Genomic DNA, 19,654 nt, shown 5'->3' with positions numbered 1-19,654 from the left:
TTATAAAATGCAGTCTCCGCAACTTTATCCTATGTAGCCGTGATTAACTACCGATTAACTGCACGACTGTCGCAATAATGAACATTGTTGCAAAGAAACCAAAAGAAACTCCGAATCCAACACCTGAGTCAACAGCGTCATTGCGATTGCTTTGGACATTCTCTTCAAATTGATTCACAGTCAAAACCCCCCTATTTCCTTAATAGTATAAGCGATTTGGTTTGAAAAATCCAGTATTCTTCTGCAAGCTATATTTTGAATAATGATGTAAAATGCATCCTGAAAATTGTCCAGCTCCAGCGCCTGGCCTCCCGTTCGCAAGCCGTCCCGCTGTGAGAGCTGGGAAATGCCTCCAAGCAGATCCTTGTATGCCTCTCGGGGCTTACCAAAGCACTTCGCTTTTCGAATTTGACAAGAGTTGTCACAAATACTTTTCCCGCTTGGGGCTAAAATAATCTTAACTTCGATGCACCGCTGTTATATAAGTATCCTAGGCCTTATATTCCAGCGTTCAATATAAATAGGGGAATTGGTCCGGAAAGGCGCGGCCAATTCCCTTAGAATGCTTGTCAAAATGTCCAAGCTTCTTTACGATAGGTATATGGCAAAACTGTACGATCGGAGCGAAAGACATTGGTATTGGACATTTGGAAAAAAATAAGCAAAAAACAGATCGATTCCGTTTACTTATTGTATGGAACAGAAGCTTTCCTAATTAATGAAACCAAGCAGCTGTTAATTGAACATGTACTTGATGATGAAGAAAAGGATTTTAATTTATCCGTCTATGATTTAGAAGAAACGCCTATCGAAGCAGCCTTGGAAGATGCGGAAACCTTCCCATTCATGGGAGAGAAGAGATTGGTTATCCTTCAGAACCCTATCTTTTTAACTTCAGAAAAGTCTAAAGGGAAGGTGGAACATAATCTTGGAAAGCTTGAGGAATATCTTTCACAGCCTGCACCATATTCAATTGTCGTTTTTTCAGCACCATATGAAAAATTGGATGAACGAAAGAAAATCACCAAAGAGTTAAAAAGAAAAGCTGCCGTTATTGAAGCTAAGAAGTTAACCGAACAAGAATTAGTTACATGGGTAAACGAAAGAGCAACCTTTAGTGGTGTTGAAATTGAAAAAGATGCGATTGAACTGTTATTGTCGTTAGCTGGAACAAATCTGTTCATGCTCACTTCAGAAATAGATAAACTGGCCCTATATGCAGGAGAAAGCCGTTCTATCAACAAAGAAATAGTCGACAGGCTAACAGCTCGCTCGCTTGAGCAAAATATCTTCACCCTGGTAGACAAGGTTGTCCATCGGAATGTTGAAGGTGCATTGAGGATTTATTATGACTTATTAAAACAAAACGAAGAACCGATTAAGATCCTTTCAGTCATTACTGGTCAGATAAGGCTAATCTATCAAGTAAAGGAATTATCACGAAAAGGATACGGCCAGCAACAGATAGCGGGAACACTAAAAATTCACCCATTCAGAGTAAAACTTGCTGCAGGACAGGCAGGTTCATTTTCGGATGAAGAATTGATGAGGATTATTAAACTGCTGGCAGATGCGGATTACCAAATGAAAACAGGCGGAATGAGAAAAGAAATGCTGATCGAAATGATCCTGTTTCAGATTAATGGAAGAAAATAGTGTTTAATTTCTTGTTACCAATAAATTTCACTGGAAAATAATAATACAAAATAAAAAAACGACCATAAAGGTCGTTTTTTTATTAGCATTTAAAATTAGCCATTAGCGTTTAATTTTTTCATTAAACGGGCTTTTTTGCGGGAAGCTGCGTTTTTGTGGATCAGACCTTTAGCTGCTGCTTTGTCAAGCTTGCTAGCTGCTTCAGCAAAAGAAACTTTTGCTGAAGTATCGTTGTTCACGATTGCTGCTTCTGCTTTTTTAACTGCTGTACGCATAGAAGATTTTACAGTAATGTTTTGAGCTTTGCTCGCTTCACTAGTTTTTACACGTTTGATTGCAGATTTAATGTTTGGCATTCCGTTCACCTCCTAAAAAAGCATCGAGATTTTATGGAACTCGACATTTCCAGTACATTTCTTATTTATTAAGAACAAATGATATTTTATCAAATAGGGGTTAATAATGCAATACTCTGCTTTAATTTAACTCTAGTGTATCGTGAATGTTTTTTTATGTAAAAGGAAAAGATAGGCAATAGTATGCTGGCAACAGCCAAACTGTATGTGGAGGAATGCGACAATGAAGGAACCGGTAGACTTGAGCATGTATTCAATCAGGACTGACCTGGCAGTTGAGGCAAGGGAAATGGTGCTCGCAGACCAGGCAGCAACAGTCCATTCACAGGAAAATCTTTCACACATTGAAGGCGTGATCATTAAAGAAAAAGAAGAGAATGATATAAAAATTTCGCTAGTAGAGGTTACAGCTGAGGGTGAAAAAAACCTTGGCAAAAAACAGGGGCAATATTTAACGATTGAGGTTGTCGGGATCCGCCAGCAGGACAGTGAGCTTCAAGGAAAGGTAGAAAAGGTTTTTGCTTCGGAATTTGCTCAGTTCCTAAAGCAGGCAGGAATCAAAAAGGATGCATCATGCCTTGTGGTTGGTTTGGGGAATTGGAATGTAACCCCTGATGCCCTTGGTCCGCTTGTATGCGAGAATCTGCTTGTTACAAGGCACTTATTCGAACTGCAGCCAGAACATGTAGAAGAAGGATACCGCCCAGTAAGTGCGCTATCTCCGGGAGTTATGGGCCTTACCGGAATCGAGACATCAGACATAATATTTGGGGTTGTTGAAAAAACAAAGCCTGATTTTGTTATCGCGATTGATGCACTAGCTTCAAGATCAATAGAAAGAGTCAATGCGACGATTCAAATTTCTGATACTGGCATCCATCCAGGTTCTGGCGTGGGGAATAAAAGAAAAGAGTTGAGTAAGGAAACTCTTGGAATCCCTGTTATTGCCATCGGCGTCCCAACTGTTGTTGATGCAGTATCAATCACAAGTGATACGATAGATTTTATCCTTAAGCATTTTGGCAAGGAATTGAGGGAAGGAAATAAACCTTCGAGGTCACTCGTTCCAGCGGGAATGAGTTTCGGAAAAAGAAAGAAGCTTACCGAAGAGGATCTGCCAGAAACTCAGCACCGTCAAACTTTCCTAGGAATGATAGGCACTCTCGAAGACGAGGAAAAACGCAAGCTGATTTACGAAGTACTATCTCCTTTAGGTCATAATTTGATGGTCACACCGAAAGAGGTTGATGTTTTCATTGAGGATATGGCGAATCTAATAGCCGGCGGGCTTAATTCTGCCCTCCACTCAAACATTGATCAGGAAAATACAGGTATGTATACACATTAGGTGGTATTTATTTCCTGTACTTTGATTATTTAAATGGACCATTTTTTTTATAAAAAGATCAAACCCAGACTTCAGTTAAACCAGCGAATTCAAATTAGGAATAATTGATTTTCAAAGAGGAATTTTAAACGATTATTTCAAAATGATTAAGATAAGATTACTGGTTCTATCTTCTCTAGCAAAGTCATAACATTTACTAGACTTGCGCAGAGAGGTGGAACAATGAGACTTAGTAAACGATCTGGAATAATTGTAGCAGTTCAAGGTACTCATTTGGTAAAAGCAGCCCTAGCATTTGTATTCTTTCTCATTGGGATTTTTTCAATCAGTGGAGTCATGACTTCACTCCGTCCTGAATATCGAATATCGTCCGATTCAGTTAACGAAGCGGCTATGAATTTGAATGGCCAGCTGCTGTTCTCGCTGATGGGGTGGGAGAACCACCAATTCTTAAAAGCGCTGCCTAAAGACAGTGAAGCGCCAAAGCTGTCGACAGTGATGTTTAAACTGTCTACCAATATTAATCTTGATGACCCCAGGAGCTTGCTCGGAAGGGAACTGCCAGGATTCTCACTGTTTGATGGGAAAATACTTGTGGCTGGTGAGGGTACTAATTATACGAATATGCCAATGGAATCTGCACCTCCTGTTGAAATATTGAAAGCGGACAAGGAGGCTGCGTTGCAAAATACCGATGAGCTTCCACCTGCCCCGCAGAACGATACAGGTGCCCCCCTATTAACTACTGGAGGACGGAAAGCAGTATATATTTATTTTACACATACAAGAGAATCATATCTCCCGTACTTAAAGGGTGTAACAGACCCGGATAAAGCCTATCATTCAAAAGTGAATGTCACTAAAGTGGGCGATCAGCTGAAAGCAGGACTAGAGAAACGTGGAATCGGAACCACTGTTGATAAAACAGATGTAATGGCCAATTTGAATAAGAAGGGCCTCGGATTTGGAAAAGCTTATCAGGAATCACGGCCTGTAGTCGAAGCCGCAATGACTGGCGACCGGAATCTGCAATATTTTATCGATATCCACCGGGACGGGTACCGTAAAGAGAAAACGACGATTCAAATTAATGGGAAATCCTATGCAAAAATTGCATTTGTCATTGGTGGGGAAAATGCAAACCATGAAAAGAATCTTGCATTAGCGAAAGAGCTCCACCATCTTCTGGATAAAAAATATGGCAAAGGTCTTAGCAGGGGAGTCGTCGAGAAAAAGGGCGCAACTACAAATGGTAAATTCAACCAGGATTTATCGCGAAATGCAATTTTAATTGAATTTGGCGGGGTAGATAATACGTTTGAAGAGTTGAACCGTTCAGCAGATGCACTGGCTGATGTCTTCAGCGAATTTTACTGGCAGGCAGAAAGTGTTGGGGCACCTGCACAGCAGCCGCCGGATAAGAAATAAATAGTTGGCTAGGTGATCGAGATGAAAATGTTTATGCTGAAAAGCATCATGCTTGCTTCCTTAATGTTCCTATCCGTTTTGTTCGGCATGCAGCAGGCAAATGAAGGAATCCATAAAATGAAGGGTTATGATGATCCGGAATTCAAAAGTGCTTTTACCATTAAAGAAGAAGATGGTTCAATTAAGAGCGCGATATTGGGTAATGACGTTTCCAGCCATGACCTCGAGCAAAAAAGAAAAAAACTAGAGGAAATGAAAGCATTCAATTTCTTCTCATCAATAGGCAAAAAACTCGCAGAAGGAATATCAATAGCAATTGAAAAATCAGTAGATTTAATAACAGGGAAGTAGAAGCAGCGGGTGAGAGCCCGCTGTTTCGGTTTGTAGGATCGATAAAAATGGGGATGGAGAAAAATTAGCTGAAAAATGAAGCTGAGTGGCACATGGAAAAGCAAGGGGGGTACAATAGTTTATCAAATAAACAGATTGGCGCCTCAAAAACCGGTGGCGGAGCAAAACAGGTTACCCAAAAAGCCGATTAGCTTCTTTGAAAGTGAAATTATGGAAAAATAAATAACCAATGAAGACGGTTGGCACTTAGAAAATTAAGATTATGGTAAAACGAATCACCAATATAGGCTATTGGCACCTGGAAAAGAAAGATTATGGACAAATAGGTCTCCAATGAAGCCTGTTGGCGCCTGGGAAAGCAATATTATGGAAAAATGGATATGCAATGAACCCTATTGGCACTCGAAAAAGCAATATTATGGAAATTTCGATATCCAATGAAGCCTATTGGCGCCTGAAAAAGCAAGATAATGGAAATTCGGATATCCAATGAAGCCTATTGGCGCCTGAAAAAGCAAGATAATGGAAATTCGGATATCCAATGAAGCCTATTGGCGCCTTAAAAAGCAAGATAATGGAAAATTTGATATCCAATGAAGCCTATTGGCGCCTGAAAAAGCAAGATAATGGAAATTTTGATATCCAATGAAGCCTATTGGCGCCTGGAAAAGCAAGATAATGGAAATTTGCATATCCAATGAAGCCTATTAGCGCCTGGAAAAGCAAGATAATGGAAATTAGGATCCCGAATTAACTCTATTGCACCCCAAAAGCCCTGAATTACGGAAAATTAATTCGCCAATGGCCCTGAAGTGAGCCTTGATAATAAAAAAAGTCCCCAATGCCAACCATTGGGGAAAACAAAAATAAATTATTGATAATATGACCATTGTCCGTAACCTGATACAATGAAATTTCCCTTCAATATGAGGTTGATTATTTTCTTCGGAAAAAGACCCCCGCACCATTCATAGATTGTATTCGTAGATATCTTTTTAGTTGGATTTAAGATCTTATACTCCTCAATACTTCGTAATAGAGCGTCTTTCGTATTCTCATGTTTTCCGCATTTTTGGCATGTTACTATTACCGGACGGTATTCTTTCATAACCGTACCGCATGACTCGCAAAACACTCCTTTTCGCAGCTCGTTATAATCGTACTCGGGTACTTTGCTGAAAGGGGATTTCGTTAAATGGTTTGATAGTAATTTTTCAGACAGTCTGGCGTGTTGGTTATTCAAAGTCGACTTCTGGGTATCAAATTGTTGGATTAGACGGTTTAGATTGGTTGGCAGTATGATTCTTCGGTCGAGGGGTGCCTGGTATAAAGTGAATTCAGGATTGATAAATATGAGGTACGCTCTAATGGGGACTTTAAGATGGAAACTATGCATTAGTTGCCTGAAAAGAGAATCGTTTCTATCTAACTGAAGCATAGGATTTTTAATTTCGACTCCGTTAATCTTTTTGAATTTTTCACCTTCAAAATAAAACTCTCCTTCGTAGTTCTTCACCTCGAATAGATGCAGGTGGTCCTGTGAAATTAGCAGTGAGTCAATTTGAAAATGTGAATGGTTCAATTCAAATAGTAAATCGTTAAGAATAAAAGATTCAATTTCTATTCTTTGAAGATATTCATCAAACAAAACCTCACCTTCGAATCCTTTTTGAAGATTTAAATAGTATTGCTTGTCCTTATCCGGCAATTCCATCCGATAATTCAATGCTTTCATGACTCTTAATCTTCTGGTTCTGAGCGATTCTTTTTAAACATGATCCACATCCTTTCACTTCAATTTTTATTGAAAAGTATATAAATATCCAGTGAACGTTTTAGTACATAAACAACCCGTTGCCTTATATTAGAAAGTAAACCATACAATTTTCTTGTTTCTAAGATTAAAAAATCTCGGTTAATCCAATATTTATGAAGACTGCACTTTTCGTTTTTCATTGAATCTTGATATTCCTGCTGATATAATCAACAATAGTGTACATGCGCGAGTATAGTAGGAGTGAAACGCAATGAACAGAGAAGATAGACTTAAAAGACAAAGTAAAATACGAAATTTTTCGATTATCGCCCATATTGACCATGGTAAGTCCACATTGGCTGACCGAATCCTAGAGAAAACGAATGCGTTGACATCTCGTGAGATGAAGGATCAGCTTTTAGATTCCATGGAGCTTGAGCGTGAACGCGGAATTACAATTAAATTGAATTCAGTGCAATTGAAATATAAGGCGAAAGACGGAGAAGTTTACACCTTCCATTTGATTGATACTCCAGGGCACGTCGACTTCACTTATGAGGTGTCTCGAAGCCTGGCTGCATGTGAAGGGGCTGTACTAGTTGTCGACGCCGCACAGGGAATCGAAGCTCAGACATTGGCGAACGTATACTTGGCCATCGATAATGACCTGGAGATTGTGCCGGTTATCAATAAGATCGATTTACCAAGTGCAGATCCTGAGAGGGTACGAAATGAAATTGAAGAAGTAATCGGTTTGGATGCTTCTGAAGCTGTTCTTGCGTCTGCAAAAGCTGGAATTGGGATTGAAGAAATCCTTGAACAAATCGTTGAGAAGGTTCCTGCTCCTGAAGGGGATCCCGATGCACCTTTGAAAGCTTTGATTTTTGACTCTCTATATGATGCTTACCGTGGTGTTGTAGCTTATATTCGAGTGGTCGATGGTACGGTCAAGGTTGGTGATAAAGTCAAGATGATGGCGACAGGCAAGGAATTTGAAGTGACAGAGGTAGGAGTGTTTACTCCAAAATCGACTCCTTCAGCAGAATTGACTGTTGGTGATGTAGGATTTTTAACAGCAGCTATTAAAAATGTTGGCGACACGCGTGTCGGTGATACAATCACCAATGCAAAGAACGGTGCAACTGAACCGCTTCCAGGTTATCGCCGCTTGAATCCAATGGTATATTGCGGTTTGTATCCAATTGATAGTGCTAAATTCAACGATTTAAGAGAAGCTCTTGAAAAACTTGAACTAAATGATTCAGCACTGCAGTTTGAGCCGGAAACATCCCAGGCATTAGGATTTGGCTTCCGTTGCGGATTCCTTGGACTTCTTCATATGGAAATCATTCAGGAGCGGATCGAACGTGAATTTAAAATTGATCTTATCACCACGGCACCAAGTGTAATTTACGATGTGATCATGACGGACGGTTCTGAAGTGAAGGTGGATAACCCATCAAACATGCCGGACCCTCAAAAGATTGCACGCGTTGAGGAGCCTTATGTAAAAGCAACAATGATGGCTCCTAATGATTATGTCGGTGCAATCATGGAGCTTTGTCAGGAAAAACGCGGCATTTTCATCGATATGCAATACATGGACGAAACACGTGTAAATATCGTATATGAAATCCCGTTATCCGAAATCGTTTATGATTTCTTTGACCAATTGAAATCAAGCACGAAAGGCTATGCATCATTTGACTATGAATTGATTGGCTATAAACCATCTAAGCTTGTTAAGATGGATATCCTTTTGAATGCTGAAAAAGTAGATGCCTTGAGCTTCATCGTTCATAATGATTTCGCATATGAACGCGGGAAGATCATTGTTGAAAAATTGAAGGATCTTATTCCCAGGCAGCAGTTCGAGGTTCCAATCCAGGCAGCAATCGGTCAAAAAATCGTGGCTCGTTCAACGATTAAAGCTATGCGCAAAAACGTACTGGCTAAATGTTACGGTGGGGATATCTCACGTAAACGAAAGCTGCTTGATAAGCAAAAAGAAGGTAAGAAACGGATGAAGCAGGTTGGTTCTGTTGAAGTTCCTCAGGAAGCCTTCATGGCCGTTCTGAAAATGGACGATACCACTCCGAAGAAATAAAATAGCAAGGGAGGCTGGATGTACTTGTGGATGCAAGTGTATCTAGCCTCTTTTTTCAATAGTTATTCATGAAATCATGGCGAATGCCTCTTAGGAAGTGATTGATAAATGAAAGCAGCATACATTCATATCCCGTTCTGCCACCATATTTGCCATTATTGCGATTTTAACAAGGTATTTATGAAAGGGCAGCCTGTTGATGAATATTTGCAATCGCTAGAAAAGGAAATGGAACTTACCGTAAAAGGGGATCAAAGCGTTCTTGAAACGGTGTTTGTAGGTGGCGGGACACCGACTGCCTTAAATGAGATGCAACTCGAAAAACTGGTCGGGACTATCCAAAATCAGCTTAGAATCGATACAAATACGGAATATACCTTCGAAGCCAATCCTGGGGATCTATCAAAGGAAAAACTGACCATCTTGAAGGATGCTGGAGTTAATCGACTAAGCTTTGGGGTACAAACCTTCAACGATGAACTCCTAAAAGAATTGGCAGGAGCCATCGTGCAAAGGATGTCTTTGAATCAATCGACAATGCAAAAGCCGTTGGATTTGAAAACATCAGCGTGGATCTTATTTACAGCCTGCCAGGCCAGACGAAGCAGGACGTCATAGAATCCATTCATACAGCACTAGGTCTCGGACTTGTCCATTATTCAGGCTATTCCCTGATCATCGAGCCCAAAACTGTTTTTTATAACCTGATGCAAAAGGGCAAGCTTCTTGTTCCAGGTGAAGATGCAGAAGCTGAAATGTATGAAACGCTGATGGAGCAGATGGAGCTTCATGGTCTGCATCAATATGAGATCAGCAATTTTGCTGTGCCTGGTTTTGAAAGCAGGCATAATTTAACATATTGGAATAACGAAGAATACTATGGCTTTGGCGCTGGTGCACACAGCTATGTAAATGGCATGAGGCAATCCAACTACGGTCCGCTTAAAAAATATATGGAGCCGCTTTCGAAGGATGAACTGCCAATCATGGATGCGCACCAAGTCACTCGCGCGGAAAAGATAGAAGAGGAAATGTTCCTGGGGTTAAGGAAAACAGAAGGTGTATCGATTCGACATTTTCAGGAAAAATTCAAAGAAAATCCAATGCAACTGTTTGCTGAGCAAATCAATGAATGGTCTGAAAAAGGACTGTTAAAAATGGATGATAAACGTATCTTCTTAACTCGGCAGGGACGGATGCTCGGTAACGAAGTTTTTCAATCGTTCATTGGGGTATCAAATCATTGACATCCTCAGCGTTTATTGATAAATTATTTTTAGAATTAGCACTCGTTCTTATAGAGTGCTAACAGAGGTGATGATGTTGTTAACAGATCGTCAGGTGCTAATATTGCAGGTGATTGTTGATGACTTTATTCGTTCAGCTCAGCCGATAGGTTCAAGGAGCTTGTCGAAAAAAGAGGAAATAACCTTCAGTTCGGCTACCATCCGAAATGAAATGGCAGATCTAGAGGATTTAGGTTTCATTGAAAAAACCCATACTTCTTCAGGCCGAATTCCTTCGGAGAAAGGGTATCGTTATTATGTTGATAACCTTCTGCTGCCGCAAAAATTGAATCATTCAGATATGGCTGCGATTAATTCTATTTTTGCTGAAAGAATTTACGAGCTTGAAAAGATTGTTCAAAAATCAGCAAAAATCCTTTCTGAAATGACCAATTATACTTCGATTGTCTTGGGACCAGCTGTAAAGGACAATAAATTAAAAAAGCTCCAGATTGTCCCGTTGAACAAGGATACTGCAATCGCGATTATCGTAACCGATACAGGACATGTGGAAAATAGGATGTTCCATTTTCCAACAAGTGTTGATCCTTCCGATGTTGAGAAAATGGTCAATATTCTAAATGAACGCTTGGCAGGGGTTCCCCTTACAAATCTTAACTCAAAGATTTATAAGGAAATTGCCGTGTTGCTGCGTCAGCATATAAGCAGCTATGATTTGCTGCTGAATACGATAACCGATACTTTGGACATGCCTGCACACGAAAAGGTGTTTTTCGGAGGCAAGACCAATATCCTGAGCCAGCCTGAATTCAATGATGTAGAAAAAATCCGCAGTCTTATGAACATGATTGAGCAAGAGGATGGACTATATCAGCTAATCAGGAAAAATCCTGCTGGAATCAACATAACGATCGGCACTGAAAATGATAATTCCGCCATGGAAAATTGCAGCCTCATTACAACTACCTATTCGATGGGGGCTGAAAAACTAGGTACAATTGCTGTGCTTGGTCCAACGAGGATGGAATACTCACGCGTAATAAGCCTGCTCCAATTGATCAGCACGGATCTATCAAAGGTGTTGACGGAGCTGTATCAAAATAAATAGGCATGGAAATATTGATTAAGGGTGGAGCAGCCTGTTCCATCCCGAATTGTTATGTGTTTTCTGATGAAGCCCAGAGTACTTCTGGGACTTTCTTTGAAATAATGTACTGTGGGCATTGCCTGAAAAAATCAGCGGCTAAGCCGCCAATCTTTAAGGGAGGTGAGTTAACGTGACAGAAGGAAGAAACACTGAGCAAGAGTTGAACAGCCAGTTGGAAGAAGAGACGGTTGAAGAGGTTTTTGCTGAAAATGAAGCTTCTGAACAAACTGAAGAGGTTCCTGGTCAGGAGCAAGACCCAGTTCAGGTTAAAATTGCTGAATTGGAAGCGAAACTTGAGGATGCTGACAACCGTTACCTGCGCCTGCAGGCTGACTTTGATAACTTCCGCCGCCGATCAAGGATTGAACTTGAAGCGAGCGCTAAATATAGAGCACAAAGCGTAATCACTGATCTGCTCCCAGCTATTGATAATTTTGATAGAGCAATGAAGATGGAAGTAGATAACGAACAGGCAAAATCCCTTATGCAGGGAGTCGAAATGGTTTACCGCAGCTTGCTGGATGCTCTTAAAAATGAGGGCGTTGAAGTAATCGAGGCTGTTGGCAAAGAATTTGATCCACATCTTCACCAGGCCGTAATGCAGGCTGAAGATGAAAATTACGGTTCTAACATCGTAGTGGAAGAGTTCCAAAAAGGCTATATGCTTAAGGACCGCGTAATTCGTCCAGCAATGGTAAAAGTGAATCAATAATTGCGGTTACATATTTCAGCTAGGAGGTAATAAATATGAGTAAAATCATCGGTATTGACTTAGGAACAACTAACTCTTGTGTGGCCGTACTTGAAGGCGGCGAGCCAAAGGTTATTCCAAATCCAGAAGGAAACAGAACTACACCATCTGTAATTGCTTTTAAAAATGGCGAGCGCCAGGTAGGTGAGGTTGCTAAGCGTCAGGCAATCACAAATCCTAATACAATTATTTCAATCAAGCGTCACATGGGTACAGACCATAAAGTTGAAGCTGAAGGGAAAGAATACTCACCTCAGGAATTATCAGCTGTCATTCTTCAATACTTGAAGTCTTATGCTGAAGATTATCTTGGTGAGCCTGTAACTAAAGCTGTAATTACAGTACCTGCATATTTCAATGATGCAGAACGTCAGGCAACCAAGGATGCAGGAAGAATTGCTGGTCTTGAAGTTGAGCGTATCATCAACGAGCCAACAGCAGCTGCACTTGCCTATGGTTTAGACAAAATGGATGAAGATCAGACAATCTTAGTTTATGACCTTGGCGGCGGTACTTTTGACGTTTCCATCCTTGAATTGGGCGATGGTGTGTTTGAAGTAAAAGCTACTGCTGGTGACAATCGTCTTGGCGGCGATGACTTTGACCAGGTAATCATTGACTATTTGGTAGAGCAATTCAAGAAGGAAAATGGCATCGATCTTTCTAAAGACAAAATGGCTCTTCAGCGCTTGAAGGATGCTGCTGAAAAAGCGAAGAAGGATCTATCTGGTGTAACTTCTACACAGATTTCTCTTCCGTTCATCACAGCAGGAGAAGCAGGACCGCTTCACCTAGAAGTGAACATGACTCGTGCAAAATTTGAAGAGCTTTCTGCTGGATTGGTAGAGCGTACAATGGGACCAACTCGCCAGGCGCTTAAAGATGCAGGATTGAACCCTTCTGAACTTGATAAAGTAATCCTTGTCGGCGGATCAACTCGTATTCCTGCTGTTCAGGAAGCAATCAAAAAGGAAACTGGAAAAGAGCCTCACAAAGGCGTTAACCCTGATGAAGTTGTAGCAATGGGTGCGGCAATTCAGGGCGGTGTAATCTCTGGTGATGTTAAGGATGTAGTCTTGCTGGATGTTACTCCGCTTTCACTTGGAATCGAAACAATGGGCGGCGTATTCACTAAGCTAATTGACCGCAACACAACAATTCCAACATCTAAATCCCAGGTGTTCTCTACAGCTGCAGACAGCCAGACTGCTGTAGATATCCATGTACTTCAAGGTGAGCGTCCAATGGCTTCTGCCAATAAAACTCTTGGCCGCTTCCAATTGACTGACATTCCGCCAGCTCCACGTGGAATTCCTCAGATTGAAGTTACTTTTGATATCGATAAAAACGGAATCGTTAACGTTCGCGCGAAGGACCTTGGTACGAACAAAGAACAGCAAATCACTATCAAGTCTTCTACTGGACTTTCTGACGACGAAATCGATCGCATGGTAAGAGAAGCTGAAGAAAATGCTGAAGCGGACAAAAAGCTTAAAGAAGAAGTTGAGCTTCGCAATGAGGCTGACCAGCTAGTATTCACAGCTGAAAAGACTTTAAAAGATCTTGAAGGAAAAGTGGACGATGCTGATGTCAAGAGTGCAACCGATGCTAAAGATGAGCTGAAGGCAGCAATCGAGAAGAACGACATCGAAGAAATACGCACTAAGAAGGATGCATTGCAGGAAATCGTCCAAAACCTTAGCGTGAAGCTTTATGAAGAAGCTGCTAAGCAAGCACAGGCGCAACAAGGTGCACCTGGACAAGACGGACCTAAAGACGACAACATCGTTGATGCAGAATTTGAAGAAGTAAATGACGATAAATAATCAATTAACACACAAAAAGTCAAAGTCAGGTCATACTTGGCTTTGGCTTTTTGTTTATAGCGACGACAAAGAACTATGACTACTAAAATAACGCATAATAGATGTTTTTAAATATTGCACTTGAATATACGGGAATGTTAGAATTATCTTTATGTGAAAAGATTCGGGAGTGGTAATCATGAGCAAACGGGATTACTATGAAGTCCTTGGTGTCAGCAAATCGGCTACTAAGGATGAACTAAAGAAGGCTTATCGAAAGCTTTCTAAACAATTCCATCCGGACATCAACAAAGAGCCGGGAGCAGACGAAAAATTCAAAGAAGTTAAAGAAGCATATGAAGTGCTGAGCGACGACCAAAAGCGTGCCCAATATGATCAGTTTGGCCATGTTGATCCTAACCAGGGCTTTGGCGGGGGAGACTTTGGGGGCGGCTTTGGAGGATTTGAAGATATCTTTAATTCTTTCTTTGGCGGAGGAGGAGGCGGCGGCAGACGTCGTGATCCCAATGCGCCTAGGCAGGGTGCTGACCTTCAATATACAATGACGCTTAAGTTTGAAGAGGCTGTATTCGGCAAGGAAACGGATATTGAAATCCCTCGAGAAGAAACATGTGATACATGTGACGGGTCAGGAGCAAAGCCGGGCACAAAAGTGGATACTTGTAAACATTGCCACGGAAGCGGCCAGCTGAACGTTGAACAAAACACACCGTTCGGTCGTATCGTCAATCGACGTGTCTGCCATTATTGCAATGGTACCGGCAAAGAAATCAAGGAAAAATGTGCAACATGTTCCGGTACAGGAAAAGTGACAAGACGAAACAAAATCCATGTAAAAATTCCTGCAGGTGTCGATGATGGCCAGCAGTTAAGAGTTGCCGGAAAAGGTGAAGCTGGTATTAACGGCGGACCTTCTGGTGATCTTTATATTGTTTTCCACATCAGATCCCATGAATTCTTTGAACGTGACGGCGATGATATCTATTGTGAAATGCCGATTACATTTGTCCAGGCAGCATTAGGTGACGAAGTTGAGGTGCCTACACTGCATGGCAAGGTAAAACTGAAAATCCCTTCAGGCACTCAAACTGGGACTAAATTCCGCTTAAAAGGCAAGGGAGTCCCAAATGTCCGTGGATATGGTACAGGTGACCAGCATGTTCTTGTCCGTATTGTTACACCTACAAAGCTGTCAGAGAAGCAAAAACAGCTATTGAGGGAATTTGCGGAAGTCAGCGGCCAATCGCCGATTGGGGAGCATGAAGAAAGCTTTTTCTCAAAAGTAAAAAGAGCCTTTAAAGGTGATTAATTGAATGGAGCTGGTGTAAATGAAATGGTCTGAAATCAGCATTTTGACAACGAATGAAGCGGTTGAGCCGATTTCAAATATTCTGCACGAGGCAGGCGCAAGTGGTGTAGTGATTGAAGATCCACTTGAGCTTGTGAAGGAAAGAGAGGACCAGTTCGGCGAAATATACCAACTTAATCCAGACGATTATCCTGAAGAAGGTGTCATCATCAAAGCTTATCTCCCTGTGAATAGTTTTCTTGGAGAAACAGTTGATGAAATCAAAGAAGCAATTAATAACCTGATTATCTACAATATCGATATCGGAATGAACAAGGTTTCAATCAGTGAAGTAAATGAGGAAGAATGGGCAACTGCCTGGAAGAAATATTACAATCCGGTGAAAATTTCCGAAAAGTTCACGATTGTTCCTACCTGGGAGGACTATACTCCAGTAAATACAGATGAACTGATCATTGAACTTGATCCTGGAATGGCTTTCGGAACAGGCACACACCCGACAACAGTTATGTGCATCCAGGCACTGGAAAGAACCGTTAAACAAGATGACCGGGTTGTAGACGTCGGTACTGGTTCTGGAGTCCTTAGTATTGCGGCTGCAAAGCTTGGTGCTTCAAAAGTCGAAGCGATGGATCTTGATGATGTAGCAGTTCAGGTGGCGAAACTGAACATTAAACTAAACAAAGTTCAGGGAGTTGCAACAGTGTCCCAAAACAACCTTCTAGATGGTGTAGCAGATGGTGCAGACATAGTTGTCGCGAATATTCTCGCTGAAGTGATCCTCAGGTTTGCGGATGATGCCGGCAAAATTGTGAAAAATGGCGGTTATTTCATTACCTCTGGAATCATTCAGCAGAAAAAAGAAGTTGTTAAGGATGCGATGATCAACGCTGGTTTTGAGATTGAAGAAATTATTGCAATGGAAGACTGGGTTGCAATCATAGGCAAAAAGAAATAATCTAGGGAAAAGGGGAACAAGTAATGCCCCTTTTTTCTGTCTTTTTTTAGGAAAAGATATCCAGCTTCATTTCGATTGGAAAGCAGGTGCTGTGGTGCAGCGTTATTTTATTGATAGACAGGGAAGCAAGGATCAATTCATTATTAGTGGCGATGATTATCATCACATTGTACGTGTCATGAGAATGAAGGCTGGGGATCTAATTATTTGTGTTTTGCCAGAGGGAAAAAGCGCGATTTGCCTTATTGCAGAAATTACCGATGAAATGGTTGTGGCAAACGTTGTAAAATGGGAAGAAGGGACCTCCGAGCTGCCGGTCAATGTTGTTATCGCGAGCGGTCTGCCTAAAGGGGATAAGCTCGAATTGATAATCCAGAAGGGCACAGAACTTGGTGCCTATGAATTTGTCCCCTTCACTGCATCCCGCTCGGTTGTCAAATGGGATGGCAAGAAAGCTGCCAAAAAGATTGAACGGTGGCAAAAGATTGCCAAGGAAGCTGCAGAACAGTCGCATCGCAGCAGAGTTCCCAATGTAACAGAACCGCTTAGTGTCAAAGAACTTATTAATGCCAGCAGCAAGTATAAGCATAAGCTTATTGCCTATGAGGAGGAAGCAAGGGAGGGAGAAACATCAGCCCTTGCTTCAACCCTAAAGAAAATGCAGGCAGGCGAGAGCCTCCTGATCGTATTTGGTCCGGAAGGCGGATTAACCTCTCAGGAGGTTTCCAATCTGGCTGCAAACGGCTTTGTATCCTGTGGTCTTGGACCGCGCATCTTGCGTACAGAAACAGCACCATTATATGCACTTTCTGCTGTTTCTTATCATTTTGAATTATTGGGGTGAAAATAATGCCTACAGTTGCGTTTCATACATTAGGTTGTAAGGTTAATCATTACGAAACAGAAGCCATTTGGCAGTTATTTAAAGAACAAGGATATGAGAGAGTAGAATTTGAAGCAATCTCTGATGTTTATATTATTAATACATGTACAGTAACAAATACTGGAGACAAGAAAAGCCGCCAGGTCATTCGTCGAGCTGTGAGGAAAAACCCTGATGGTGTTATTTGTGTAACCGGCTGCTATGCACAAACATCTCCTGCAGAAATCATGGCGATTCCTGGAGTTGATATCGTTGTCGGAACACAGGACCGTGTAAAAATGCTGGAGTATATTGAACAGTACAAGCAGGAGCGACAGCCAATTAACGCTGTCCGGAATATCATGAAGAACCGCGTATATGAAGAGTTGGATGTTCCAGCGTTTACGGACCGTACAAGAGCTTCATTAAAGATTCAGGAAGGCTGCAACAATTTCTGTACCTTCTGTATTATCCCATGGGCACGCGGCCTTATGAGATCACGTGATCCACAGGAAGTTATCCGCCAGGCTCAGCAGTTAGTAGATGCTGGCTATAAGGAAATCGTCCTTACAGGCATCCATACAGGCGGCTATGGAGAAGATATGAAAGATTATAACCTTGCAGCTCTTCTTAGAGACTTAGAAGCACAGGTTAGCGGCTTAAAGCGTCTTCGTATTTCTTCAATTGAAGCCAGCCAGATTACTGATGAAGTAATTGAAGTAATTGACCAGTCCAATATTGTTGTACGTCATCTGCATATCCCGCTTCAGTCTGGTTCTGATACAGTATTAAAGAGAATGCGCAGAAAATATACGATGGAATTCTTCGGAGAGCGCCTCGACCGTTTAAAAGAAGTATTGCCGGGGCTTGCAGTAACTTCTGATATCATCGTCGGCTTCCCGGGAGAAACAGAAGAAGAATTCATGGAAACGTATAATTTCATTAAGAAGCATCAGTTTTCAGAACTTCATGTTTTCCCATATTCAAAACGTACGGGAACTCCTGCTGCGAGAATGGAAGACCAGGTGGATGAGGATGTTAAAAACGAACGTGTACACCAATTAATCCAGCTTTCAGACCAGCTGGCGAAGGAATATGCTTCTCAGTTTGAGAATGAGGTATTAGAAGTAATTCCTGAAGAGATTTACAAGGATGCCCCTGATAGTGGTTTATATGTGGGCTATACAGATAACTACCTCAAAGTAGTTTTCCCTGCTGCTGAAGACATGGTCGGTAAAATTGTGAAGGTTAAGATAATAAAAGCAGGATATCCATTCAATGAAGGACAATTTATCCGTGTTTTAGAGGATGAAAATGTAGTTGAAGAGGCTGCAGTTTAATAAAAATGAGCTGGCGAAAATGCCAGCTCTTTTTTTTATTGTCTAAAAACAGCAATTAATTGTTAGTGCTTTCCGCTATCCTCGATTAATATAAGAAGGCTATCGAGGAAATGCTTAAATTTATTTTTCAAATTGACAAGCTTTTAATACTAATTAATCCGTTTTCCATGTACAAACTCGACCATTCTGCCGAATTTTTCAGCGAAAGGAAGAACCAGCATTGAAGCAATGACATTATATATTACACTTACATGTGCAAGCTGGACCTCAGCGCGTTGGGCGGTGAGGGGGACAAGGCCAGCTAGCTGATCAATGAACGGATAAAAGGCAGCTGCGCCTGCAACATTCAGCCAGACATGGGCATAGGCAGTCAGCCTTGCTTCTCTGCCGGCTCCGATCGAAGCAAGCAAGGCGGTAATGCATGTTCCTATATTTGCGCCTAGCATGGCTGCGATGGCTGAATCCATATTTAGCGTTCCTTCTGTAAGGAAGCCCATGATGATACCTGTCATTGCGGTGCTGGATTGAATCAGCCCAGTGACAATCGTGCCGGTTAGAATACTGATCACATGACTAGTGTTTAGGTTCCCGAGAGCACTTTCCACGATCGGGATACTTGTCACTGGGTCTGCCAGGAACGTGAAGCCACGCATGGCAGCAAATACTGCTGCAATCCCAAAGGAAATCGCGCCAAAATTTTTCCATGTACTATTTTTTGTAACAAGCAGCACGGCACCGATAATAGCTAATGGAACAATGAATCCATCTATATTGAAAGTTATTAGCTCTAGTGTAAATGTTGTCCCGATGTTTGAACCGAGAATGATTCCTATTGATTGTGAAAATTTAAGCAAACCAGCTGAGATCAGCCCAATGGTGATTACCATTACTGCGGAACTGCTGTGCAAAAGAGCTGTAACAACTGTTCCGGCAATGAGTCCCTTTAAAGGAGTATCGGTCATGACTGAGAGCCAGTTCTTCATCCTGCTTGCCGAAAGCTGAAAAAGCCCTTTTCTTAATAACATCATTCCGCTTAGAAAAATACCCAGGAACAAAAGAAAAAATAATAGATAGACCATCACATTCACCCTTTCAATAATATGTATGAAGGGCGATGCTGGACATGCATATAAATTTTCCTGAAGGATAAAATTCAACATATGCATATTATTTAAAACATGGGCTAATTACAGTTGACCTCATGGCGCTGTT

At 41.4% G+C, this 19,654-nt stretch carries 16 protein-coding genes and 1 pseudogene; 13 read left to right on the top strand and 4 right to left on the bottom strand.

Features of this window, described 5'->3' with window-relative positions; all coding sequences use genetic code 11:
* Positions 1-43: 43 nt before the first annotated feature.
* Positions 44-178, bottom strand: coding sequence for a YqzM family protein (locus tag AABM38_RS16975; protein ID WP_335431066.1), 135 nt, complete (start codon positions 176-178; stop codon positions 44-46).
* A gap of 455 nt (positions 179-633) precedes the next feature.
* Here AABM38_RS16975 and holA point away from each other — a divergent pair, with 455 nt between their 5' ends.
* Complete coding sequence (gene holA / locus AABM38_RS16970) at positions 634-1,656, top strand: DNA polymerase III subunit delta (RefSeq protein ID WP_423407457.1); 1,023 nt, start codon at positions 634-636, stop codon at positions 1,654-1,656.
* Positions 1,657-1,751: 95 nt separating this feature from the next.
* On the opposite strand, the gene rpsT is transcribed toward holA, so the two are convergent.
* A complete protein-coding gene (gene rpsT, locus AABM38_RS16965; protein ID WP_423407456.1) occupies positions 1,752-2,012 on the bottom strand; it encodes a 30S ribosomal protein S20 in 261 nt (86 codons plus the stop codon).
* A 223-nt stretch (positions 2,013-2,235) separates the two neighbouring features.
* On the opposite strand from rpsT, the gene gpr reads away from it, so the two are divergent.
* The 3 genes from gpr (at position 2,236) to AABM38_RS16950 (ending at position 5,139) form a co-directional block, all read left to right on the top strand.
* Positions 2,236-3,360: a GPR endopeptidase gene (gpr, locus tag AABM38_RS16960; protein WP_423407455.1), complete on the top strand. Its 1,125-nt coding sequence runs from the start codon at positions 2,236-2,238 to the stop codon at positions 3,358-3,360.
* A 222-nt stretch (positions 3,361-3,582) separates the two neighbouring features.
* Complete coding sequence (spoIIP, locus tag AABM38_RS16955; RefSeq protein WP_423407454.1) at positions 3,583-4,788, top strand: stage II sporulation protein P; 1,206 nt, start codon at positions 3,583-3,585, stop codon at positions 4,786-4,788.
* Positions 4,789-4,809: 21 nt separating this feature from the next.
* Positions 4,810-5,139 (top strand): YqxA family protein, encoded by a 330-nt coding sequence (locus tag AABM38_RS16950; RefSeq protein WP_335377067.1) that lies wholly within the window; start codon positions 4,810-4,812, stop codon positions 5,137-5,139.
* 871 nt (positions 5,140-6,010) lie between these two features.
* On the opposite strand, the gene AABM38_RS16945 is transcribed toward AABM38_RS16950, so the two are convergent.
* Positions 6,011-6,874, bottom strand: a complete 864-nt coding sequence (locus AABM38_RS16945; protein WP_423407453.1) for a nuclease-related domain-containing protein — start codon at positions 6,872-6,874, stop codon at positions 6,011-6,013.
* Between the two features lie 292 nt (positions 6,875-7,166).
* Here AABM38_RS16945 and lepA point away from each other — a divergent pair, with 292 nt between their 5' ends.
* The 9 genes and pseudogenes from lepA to mtaB all read left to right on the top strand — a co-directional run bounded on the left by lepA (position 7,167) and on the right by mtaB (position 18,442).
* A complete protein-coding gene (gene lepA, locus AABM38_RS16940; RefSeq protein ID WP_423407452.1) occupies positions 7,167-9,002 on the top strand; it encodes a translation elongation factor 4 in 1,836 nt (611 codons plus the stop codon).
* A gap of 108 nt (positions 9,003-9,110) precedes the next feature.
* A pseudogene (gene hemW / locus AABM38_RS16935) lies at positions 9,111-10,249 on the top strand (radical SAM family heme chaperone HemW).
* Positions 10,250-10,325: 76 nt separating this feature from the next.
* Complete coding sequence (gene hrcA / locus AABM38_RS16930) at positions 10,326-11,357, top strand: heat-inducible transcriptional repressor HrcA (RefSeq protein WP_423410780.1); 1,032 nt, start codon at positions 10,326-10,328, stop codon at positions 11,355-11,357.
* Positions 11,358-11,526: 169 nt separating this feature from the next.
* Entirely contained in the window at positions 11,527-12,108 is a 582-nt protein-coding gene (grpE, locus tag AABM38_RS16925; RefSeq protein ID WP_423407451.1) for a nucleotide exchange factor GrpE, read from the top strand.
* Positions 12,109-12,143: 35 nt separating this feature from the next.
* Positions 12,144-13,973, top strand: a complete 1,830-nt coding sequence (gene dnaK, locus AABM38_RS16920) for a molecular chaperone DnaK (RefSeq protein WP_423407450.1) — start codon at positions 12,144-12,146, stop codon at positions 13,971-13,973.
* Between the two features lie 178 nt (positions 13,974-14,151).
* Positions 14,152-15,282: a molecular chaperone DnaJ gene (gene dnaJ, locus AABM38_RS16915; RefSeq protein ID WP_423407449.1), complete on the top strand. Its 1,131-nt coding sequence runs from the start codon at positions 14,152-14,154 to the stop codon at positions 15,280-15,282.
* Positions 15,283-15,301: 19 nt separating this feature from the next.
* Entirely contained in the window at positions 15,302-16,240 is a 939-nt protein-coding gene (gene prmA, locus AABM38_RS16910) for a 50S ribosomal protein L11 methyltransferase (RefSeq protein WP_423407448.1), read from the top strand.
* A gap of 94 nt (positions 16,241-16,334) precedes the next feature.
* Positions 16,335-17,084, top strand: coding sequence for a 16S rRNA (uracil(1498)-N(3))-methyltransferase (locus AABM38_RS16905; RefSeq protein WP_423407447.1), 750 nt, complete (start codon positions 16,335-16,337; stop codon positions 17,082-17,084).
* A 5-nt stretch (positions 17,085-17,089) separates the two neighbouring features.
* Positions 17,090-18,442 carry a tRNA (N(6)-L-threonylcarbamoyladenosine(37)-C(2))-methylthiotransferase MtaB gene (mtaB, locus tag AABM38_RS16900; RefSeq protein ID WP_423407446.1) on the top strand — a complete coding sequence of 451 codons (1,353 nt, stop codon included), beginning with the start codon at positions 17,090-17,092 and terminating at the stop codon, positions 18,440-18,442.
* Positions 18,443-18,591: 149 nt separating this feature from the next.
* Here mtaB and AABM38_RS16895 read toward each other — a convergent pair whose 3' ends face one another.
* Positions 18,592-19,521 (bottom strand): Na/Pi symporter, encoded by a 930-nt coding sequence (locus AABM38_RS16895; RefSeq protein WP_423407445.1) that lies wholly within the window; start codon positions 19,519-19,521, stop codon positions 18,592-18,594.
* Between the last annotated feature and the right edge of the window lie 133 nt (positions 19,522-19,654).

This window comes from Heyndrickxia sp. MSNUG (assembly GCF_049532715.1).
Classification (GTDB): Bacteria; Bacillota; Bacilli; order Bacillales; family Cytobacillaceae; genus Mesobacillus.
This window is presented reverse-complemented; position numbering and strand designations above follow the sequence as displayed.

Bases quoted from the DNA above. Each gene is read 5' to 3' on its own strand.
- AABM38_RS16945 (WP_423407453.1), bottom strand. From the start codon at position 6,874: ATGAAAGCATTGAATTATCGGATGGAATTGCCGGATAAGGACAAGCAA.
- spoIIP (WP_423407454.1), top strand. From the start codon at position 3,583: ATGAGACTTAGTAAACGATCTGGAATAATTGTAGCAGTTCAAGGTACT.
- mtaB (WP_423407446.1), top strand. From the start codon at position 17,090: ATGCCTACAGTTGCGTTTCATACATTAGGTTGTAAGGTTAATCATTAC.
- dnaJ (WP_423407449.1), top strand. From the start codon at position 14,152: ATGAGCAAACGGGATTACTATGAAGTCCTTGGTGTCAGCAAATCGGCT.
- AABM38_RS16950 (WP_335377067.1), top strand. From the start codon at position 4,810: ATGAAAATGTTTATGCTGAAAAGCATCATGCTTGCTTCCTTAATGTTC.
- gpr (WP_423407455.1), top strand. From the start codon at position 2,236: ATGAAGGAACCGGTAGACTTGAGCATGTATTCAATCAGGACTGACCTG.
- AABM38_RS16895 (WP_423407445.1), bottom strand. From the start codon at position 19,521: ATGGTCTATCTATTATTTTTTCTTTTGTTCCTGGGTATTTTTCTAAGC.
- dnaK (WP_423407450.1), top strand. From the start codon at position 12,144: ATGAGTAAAATCATCGGTATTGACTTAGGAACAACTAACTCTTGTGTG.
- lepA (WP_423407452.1), top strand. From the start codon at position 7,167: ATGAACAGAGAAGATAGACTTAAAAGACAAAGTAAAATACGAAATTTT.
- rpsT (WP_423407456.1), bottom strand. From the start codon at position 2,012: ATGCCAAACATTAAATCTGCAATCAAACGTGTAAAAACTAGTGAAGCG.
- prmA (WP_423407448.1), top strand. From the start codon at position 15,302: ATGAAATGGTCTGAAATCAGCATTTTGACAACGAATGAAGCGGTTGAG.